This is a genomic window from Methylibium sp., assembly GCF_013817365.1.
Taxonomy (GTDB): domain Bacteria; phylum Pseudomonadota; class Gammaproteobacteria; order Burkholderiales; family Burkholderiaceae_C; genus Methylibium.
In genome coordinates this window covers 1-5,205 of the sequence record NZ_JACDCU010000299.1, presented here as the reverse complement: position 1 = coordinate 5,205, position 5,205 = coordinate 1, and the positions used below count along the sequence as shown (strand labels likewise).

5 protein-coding genes are annotated in these 5,205 nt (G+C 68.7%); 4 read left to right on the top strand and 1 reads right to left on the bottom strand.

Annotated elements, in window-relative coordinates; translation table 11 throughout:
• Nucleotides 1–17 precede the first annotated feature (17 nt).
• Genes earP through mnmC form a run of 4 tightly spaced genes read left to right on the top strand, consistent with a single transcriptional unit; the run spans nucleotide 18 to nucleotide 4,786 of the window.
• Nucleotides 18–1,220: an elongation factor P maturation arginine rhamnosyltransferase EarP gene (earP, locus tag H0W38_RS16065; protein ID WP_292455905.1), complete on the top strand. Its 1,203-nt coding sequence runs from the start codon at nucleotides 18–20 to the stop codon at nucleotides 1,218–1,220.
• Between the two features lie 54 nt (nucleotides 1,221–1,274).
• A complete protein-coding gene (efp, locus tag H0W38_RS16060; RefSeq protein ID WP_292455903.1) occupies nucleotides 1,275–1,829 on the top strand; it encodes an elongation factor P in 555 nt (184 codons plus the stop codon).
• A 51-nt stretch (nucleotides 1,830–1,880) separates the two neighbouring features.
• Nucleotides 1,881–2,831: a heme-dependent oxidative N-demethylase subunit alpha family protein gene (locus H0W38_RS16055; protein WP_292455900.1), complete on the top strand. Its 951-nt coding sequence runs from the start codon at nucleotides 1,881–1,883 to the stop codon at nucleotides 2,829–2,831.
• Nucleotides 2,828–4,786: an FAD-dependent 5-carboxymethylaminomethyl-2-thiouridine(34) oxidoreductase MnmC gene (gene mnmC / locus H0W38_RS16050; protein ID WP_292455897.1), complete on the top strand. Its 1,959-nt coding sequence runs from the start codon at nucleotides 2,828–2,830 to the stop codon at nucleotides 4,784–4,786. Before H0W38_RS16055 ends, mnmC begins: the two co-directional genes overlap by 4 nt.
• 236 nt (nucleotides 4,787–5,022) lie before the next feature.
• On the opposite strand, the gene H0W38_RS16045 is transcribed toward mnmC, so the two are convergent.
• Nucleotides 5,023–5,205 (bottom strand): DnaB-like helicase C-terminal domain-containing protein (locus H0W38_RS16045; protein ID WP_292455895.1); only part of this gene is annotated, 183 nt, incomplete at its 5' end.

The window sequence follows — 5,205 nt, the reverse complement described above, 5'->3', positions numbered from 1 at the left end:
AAACGGAGGCCACATTCATGCGCAGGATTGTGGCTTCGATAATCGCGCGCATGCACAGCGAGGCCTTGTCGCCACCGCCCTTGCGGGCGCTGAAGTGGGATCTGTTTTGCCGCGTCGTCGACAACCTTGGCGACATCGGCGTGTGCTGGCGTCTGGCGTGCCGGCTGGCGAGCCTGGGCCAGCGCGTGCGGCTCTGGTGCGACGACAGCTCGGCGCTGTCCGGGATGGCGCCGCAGGGCGCCGGCGGCGTGACGGTGCTGCCGTGGCGCGAGCCGCACGGGGGCGAAATGCCGGGCGACGTGGTGGTCGAAGCCTTCGGCTGCGATCCGCCGGCCGGCTTCGTCGAACGCATGGCGCGAGCCGCCGGCTCGCCGGTGTGGATCAACCTCGAGTACCTGAGCGCGCAGGCGTATGTCGAACGCAGCCACGCCCTGCGCTCGCCTCAGTTCGCGGGGCCTGGACGCGGCCTGACCAAGTGGTTCTTCTATCCCGGCTTCACACCAGCAACCGGTGGGCTGTTGCACGAGGCGGGTCTGGCCTCGGCGCGCACTGGCTTCGACGCCGCGGCCTGGCTGGCCGATCTGGGGATCGGCGCCTTGCCCGGATCGCGGCGTGTAAGCCTTTTCTGCTACGAACAGCCGGCCCTGCAGGCGTGGCTCGCGCAGTGGCGGGCGGAGTCGACACAGTTGCTGGTCACGCCCGGGTTGGCAGCCCGACAGGTCGCCGCGGCGCTCGCCTGCGACGGCGAGCCGGGGTCGACGGCCGTGCGCGAGGGGTTGCAAGCGCACTTCCTGCCATGGTTGCCGCAGCCGGAATTCGACCGTTTGCTATGGAGCTGCGATCTCAACCTGGTGCGCGGTGAGGATTCGCTGGTGCGGGCCCTGTGGGCGGGCAGGCCTTTCCTGTGGCAACTTTATGCGCAGCGGGGCGGCGCGCAAGCGGCCAAGCTCGACGCTTTTCTCGACTTCTATCTGCAAGACGCGGACGCCGTCCTCGCTCAGCACCTGCGCCGGCGCTTCACACAGTGGAACGGGTTGACCTCGCCGCGACAGGACTGCGAGCTGGCTACGATGCAAGCTTTGCCGTGGGCGCAAGCCCCTTCGGACGCCCAAGCTTGGCGGACGCTGGCGGCTTCGCGCTGCGCCGAGCTCGAAGCGGCTATGGAGCTCGATGGCGATCTCGCGCTTCGGCTTTGCCGCTTCGTGGCTGCAAAAGGCTAAAATCTCGGGCTTTGCGCAGGCCGCACGCCCTTCCCGCAACGACAGGACACTCAGATGAAAACCGCACAGGAAATCCGCGCCGGCAACGTGATCATGCAGGGCAAGGACCCGATGGTCATCCTCAGGACCGAATACAGCCGCGGCGGACGCAATTCCGCCACGGTGCGCATGAAGATGAAGAACCTGCTCAACGGCTCCGGCGCCGAGCTGGTGTTCAAGGCCGACGACAAGATGGACCAGATCGTGCTCGACAAGAAGGAGTGCACCTACACCTACTTCGCCGACCCGATGTACGTGTTCATGGACACCGAGTACAACCAGTTCGAGGTCGAGGCCGAGAACATGGGCGACGCGATCCAGTACCTGGAAGACGCCATGCCGGTGGAAGTGGTGTTCTACGACGGCAAGGCCATCTCGGTCGAAGTGCCGACCAGCGTGGTGCGCGAGGTGGTCTATACCGAGCCGGCCGTCAAGGGCGACACGTCCGGCAAGATATTGAAGCCGGCCAAGCTGGCCACGGGCTTCGAGGTGCCGGTGCCGATCTTCGTGGCCACGGGCGACAAGATCGAGATCGACACCCGCACGCACGAGTACCGCAAGCGCGTCTGAGTCCGCAGGGCGACCGGCCGGCGCTGCGCGCCACTCGCGCCATCATTCGCCATGCCGCCGCCTACCAGCTTCGACTTCGACGCCGCGGTCAAGGCGCCGTTTCGCATGCAACCCGGCCTGCGCAGACTTCAGCCCGGCTCGCGCCAGCTCAGTGCCCTGACGCCGGACTCGCCTGCCTTCGCAGAGAAACTGGCGGTGCTGAGCACCGCACCAGACGAGGCCTTGCTACGCGCCGACGGCTTCGATCCCTTGCCCGCCTTGCGCGCGTTGGTGGAAGAAGCGGCGATCCAGTGCCCCGGCGTGCTCGAAGCCAGCGCCGATGGCGCGTTCGGCCTTGCGATCGGCTGGCATGTGCATTGGAATGGCAGCGCACTGCACGGCGTGCCAGGCGCTCATGAGCGTGCCGGCGCCTGCCTGGTCGCACTGCCGGCGGCGCAGCGGCTCGCCGCGCTGCTGAGCCTGTCCTTGCACGAAGACCTGGCCATCGTCGACGCCGTGAGCGCCACGTTGCCCTGGCTCGCCGTCTGCCTGCCCTCGCACTGGGCGCCGCGCGACAAGGTCGGGCGCTCGTTCGCTGCGGTACATGGCCCGGTCGCGGACAACGCGACCCTGCTGGCTGCCGGCGAGCATCTCGTGCGCCTGGTCTGCCAACCGCAACGCTGGGAGCGCTTCGTGTGGACCATCACGCCGCACGCCGGGCTCGACAGGCATCCGCAGCGGCATGCGACTGTCTCCTGGGCCCGGTTGCCCGGTGAGATTGCCTCGCAGGCCCACTGGCGCACCGAACACCAGACCTTCATCCCGCTGCCGTCCCTGCAGCAAGCGCTTTTCACGATCCATGTCGACGTGCAGCCGCTCGTGGAGGCGATCGCCACGCCCGAACAGGCCGAAAGCCTGCACGCCGCGCTCTCGACGATGAGCGATGCGGTGCTCGCCTATCGCGGCCTCGGCCCTGCGCGCGATCCGCTGCTCGCCTGGCTGGCCGAACGCGCCGCGGCGTGAAGACGCAGCCCATCACCCCTGGCCGCTTGTCCTTCACGCCTGAAGGTATGCCGCTGGCGCCGGACAACGGCGACATTCATCACCCGGCCACCGACGCACTCGTGCAGGCGCGCCACGTCTTTCTGGCCGGCAACCGCCTACCCGAACGCTGGGCAGGCCGCAAGCGCTTCGTGATCCTCGAGACCGGCTTCGGGCTTGGCAGCAATTTTCTCGCCGCATGGGACGCCTGGCGCCGCGACCCGCGGCGCTGCGAACGGCTGATCTTCTTGTCGGTCGAGAAGCACCCCTTGACGCGCGAAGACCTGGCCCGCGCCCATGCCACTTCGACACTGCCCGAACTCGCGACCCGGTTGCTGGCAGCCTGGCCCCTGCGCACGCCGAACCTTCATCCGCTCGACTTCGAGGACGCGCGCGTGCAGTTGCTGCTGGGGTTCGGCGATTTCGCCCTGCTGCTGAGGCAGTGGGTGGCTTCTGTCGACGCCTTTCTTCTCGACGGTTTCTCGCCTGCAAGAAACCTGCAAATACGGGATTCCCGCGCGCTGCAGCGGTTGGGGCGGCTGGCTGCGCCGGGCGCCACCGCTGCGACCTGGAGTGCAGCACGCGCGGTACGCGAGGACCTTGCGTCCGCCGGCTTCGCGGTCGAGGCCGCCGGCATTGGCGACAAGCGCAACATCACGGTCGCCCGCTACGCGCCGCGCCATGTTGCACCGCCACCGCCCGGCGGCTGGCATACGCACCGCGGAGCGAGCGAGGCGATCGTCATCGGCGCCGGACTGGCAGGTTGCGCGGCAGCCTGGGCGATGTCGCTGCAAGGCTGGACTTGCCGCGTCCTGGACGCACAGAACGAACCGGCCTGCGCCGCCTCCGGCAACCCGGCGGGGCTGTTCCATGGCAGCTTCCACCGCGACGATGGTCCGCACGCGCGCGTGCACAGAGCGGCGGCACTGCTGACACAGCGCGTGGCAGGCGCCTGGATAGAAGCGGGCCGCATTCACGGGCAACTTGCCGGCTGCCTGCGACTGGAAGGCCGCCTCGGCGATGCCGACGCCTGCGCCGCGCTGGCGGCGCACCAGCTCGACCCCGGCTACGTGAGCTGGCTCGACCGGGACACGGCGAGTCGGATCTCGGGCCTGGCACTGCCCAGCGGCGCTTGGCACTACCCGGGCGGCGGCTGGCTCGCACCGCGGCGCTATGCGAACGAATTGCTGGCACGCAGCGGTGCGGCTTTCATCGGCAAGGCGAGGGTCGCACGCATCGCGCGCGGCGGCCGCGCATGGCAGGCGTTCGATGCGCATGACAAGGTGATCGCCGAAGCACCCGTGCTGGTACTCGCGAACGGGGTCGACGCGAAGCGCCTGCTGCTCGGCGCGGGTGGCGGCGCGCTCAATGCACTGTCGATCTCACGCGGCCAGATCAGCAGCCTGGCTGCGGACACACCCACTTTGCCGCGCCCGCGGCTTCCTGTCGCCGGCGCCGGCTACGTCTTGCCGCGTGTCGATGACCGGCTGGTCTTCGGTGCGACCAGCCACGCCGATGACGACGACCCGGAACTGCGCGAAGCGGACCACCGGGCCAACCTCGCACAGCTCGCCCTCCTTGCCGGAGGCAGTGCCAGCGTCTGGTCGGCGCTGCCTTGGCACGGCCGCATCGGCTGGCGCACCGTGACGCCGGACCGGCTTCCCTTGATCGGCGCAGCCACTGATTTGCGAGCCATGCGCGACGCCAGGCGTGCCGACCAGCCGCGCTTCGTGCCTCGGCTTCGCGACGCCGACGGCGGCCTGTACCTCTTCACCGGCCTGGGTTCTCGCGGCATCGCCTGGGCCGCGCTGGGCGGGCAGGTGCTCGCGTCGTGGGTGAGTGGATCGCCCTGCCCGTTGGAGGCCGACTTGCGGGATTCGCTCGATCCCGCCCGTCTCGATCTGCGTCATCCGGACAACCAACCTGCGGGGTACTAGCCGCGACACCGCCCGGCGCGGCTACATGGTGCTGACGGCGACCGCGTCGCAGTGCCGGGCTGATTGGGTCTATGTGGACACGGTGACGAGCCGCCGCTACGAAGCCGTCAGCGACCGGGCGCTGCAGGTGCGGCCGGGGGCAGGAAATCGGAGGATCGTGGCGGTCTAGATGTAGTTGCCCGCGAGGCGAGATCGATCCCAGAGGCTCCGGGGGCCGGGAACCTCAGCCCGGTGCATCAATAGTCGCTCCCAACCGATCCCGGCGCCAGGTTGTCGAAGCGCGTCAGCGGCTTGAGGAAGGTGAGCTTGGCCGTGCCGACCGGCCCGTTGCGCTGCTTGGCGATGATGATCTCGGCGATGCCCGGCTCCTTGGACGCTTCCTTGTTGTAGTAGTCGTCACGGTAGATGAACATGATGAC

What these genes read in the sequence shown, in the direction of transcription:
- efp (WP_292455903.1), top strand. Translation starts at nt 1,275, where the DNA reads ATGAAAACCGCACAGGAAATCCGCGCCGGCAACGTGATCATGCAGGGC.
- H0W38_RS16055 (WP_292455900.1), top strand. Translation starts at nt 1,881, where the DNA reads ATGCCGCCGCCTACCAGCTTCGACTTCGACGCCGCGGTCAAGGCGCCG.
- earP (WP_292455905.1), top strand. Translation starts at nt 18, where the DNA reads ATGCGCAGGATTGTGGCTTCGATAATCGCGCGCATGCACAGCGAGGCC.